Source organism: Methylobacterium bullatum, from assembly GCF_014845095.1.
In the GTDB taxonomy this organism is placed as follows: domain Bacteria; phylum Pseudomonadota; class Alphaproteobacteria; order Rhizobiales; family Beijerinckiaceae; genus Methylobacterium; species Methylobacterium bullatum.
The window spans coordinates 1-518 of the sequence record NZ_NKUG01000301.1 but is presented as its reverse complement, the minus strand read 5'-3'; the positions used below and the strand labels follow the sequence as shown (position 1 = coordinate 518).

The 518-nt window shown below is 66.4% G+C and carries 1 protein-coding gene and 1 pseudogene; both read right to left on the bottom strand.

What is annotated here, in order from left to right; translation table 11 throughout:
- Positions 1–253, bottom strand: a 253-nt coding sequence (locus MBTS_RS23285; protein ID WP_192216605.1) for a lytic murein transglycosylase, incomplete at its 3' end; no start/stop codon positions are given.
- Positions 254–333: 80 nt separating this feature from the next.
- Positions 334–518, bottom strand: a pseudogene (locus MBTS_RS23280) (3-isopropylmalate dehydratase small subunit); the annotation flags it as partial.

Sequence of the window (518 nt, the reverse complement as noted above, 5' to 3'; positions counted from 1 at the left end):
CCTCGTCGACGAGGGCAGCCATGTAGTCCCAGATCGGCGTCTTGAATTCGGGCTGCGCCTGGGAGAGTTCGATGACCTTGTCGTCGAAGGCGATGCCGTCGGTCGCCGCGCGGAAGGTCTGGGCCGAGATCCCCTGCGAGGCCGCCTCCGCCTGAAGCGAGGCGAGGCAGGAGCGGAAGTCGGCCTTGGCGGGTACGGACGCTGCCGCACTCGCGAGGCAGAGGAGGGCGGTCAGCTTCGCGCGCGACGTCATGGGCGGTCTCCCGGCGGGTTTCGGCGTTTCCCGACCTTTAAGCCGCGCGCATGGTAAACGAACCGTGATGATGCTGGCGCTCAGGCAAATCCGCGCGCGGCGAGCTTCTCCTCGTAGGCGTCGATCTTCGGCGCGCGCTTAAGGGTCAGGCCGATCTCGTCGAGCCCGTTGAGCAGGCTCTCCTTGCGCCCGGAATCGATGTCGAAATGCAGGGTGCCGCCATCCGGCCCCTTGATGGTCTGGCTTTCCAGATCGATCGTCAGGG